We start from the raw sequence: 499 nt of genomic DNA on the forward strand, positions 1-499 counted from the left end.
GAGAACCCAGCGCTGGCCAGTATCGTGGCGGACAAGCTGCGATTGGAATGGGCACCTGAACAGATTGCTGGGTGGCTCAAGCACACCTATCCAGGCGTCAAGGACCAGCAAGTGTCACACGAGACCATCTATCGCAGCTTGTACATCCAGGCTCGTGGCGCCTTGAAGAAGGAGTTGGTTGAGCATTTACGACGTACTCGTGTGATGCGCCGTTCCCGCCACCACACCCAGAAAACCGAGGATCACGGCCGAATCGTGGATGCCGTTTCGATTAGCGAACGGCCAGCTACGGCAGAAGATCGAGCTGTGCCAGGTCATTGGGAGGGCGATCTTCTGTGCGGTAGCCATAACAGCCAGATCGTCACCCTAGTAGAGCGACAGACGCGCTACGTGATGTTGGTGAAGGTGGCGCGCAAGGATACCGAAACGGTCGTCAATGCCTTGATCCAGCACGCGATGAAGCTGCCGCAAGAGCTTTACAAGTCGCTCACTTGGGACC

Annotated in this window: 1 protein-coding gene; it reads left to right on the forward strand. The window is 57.1% G+C overall.

Going from position 1 to position 499, the window contains the following annotated elements:
* A partial coding sequence (locus GM658_RS28605; protein WP_155457509.1) for an IS30 family transposase occupies positions 1-499 on the forward strand: 499 nt, incomplete at both ends.

The sequence above is a fragment of the Massilia eburnea genome, assembly GCF_009720745.1.
Classification (GTDB): domain Bacteria; phylum Pseudomonadota; class Gammaproteobacteria; order Burkholderiales; family Burkholderiaceae_D; genus Rugamonas; species Rugamonas eburnea.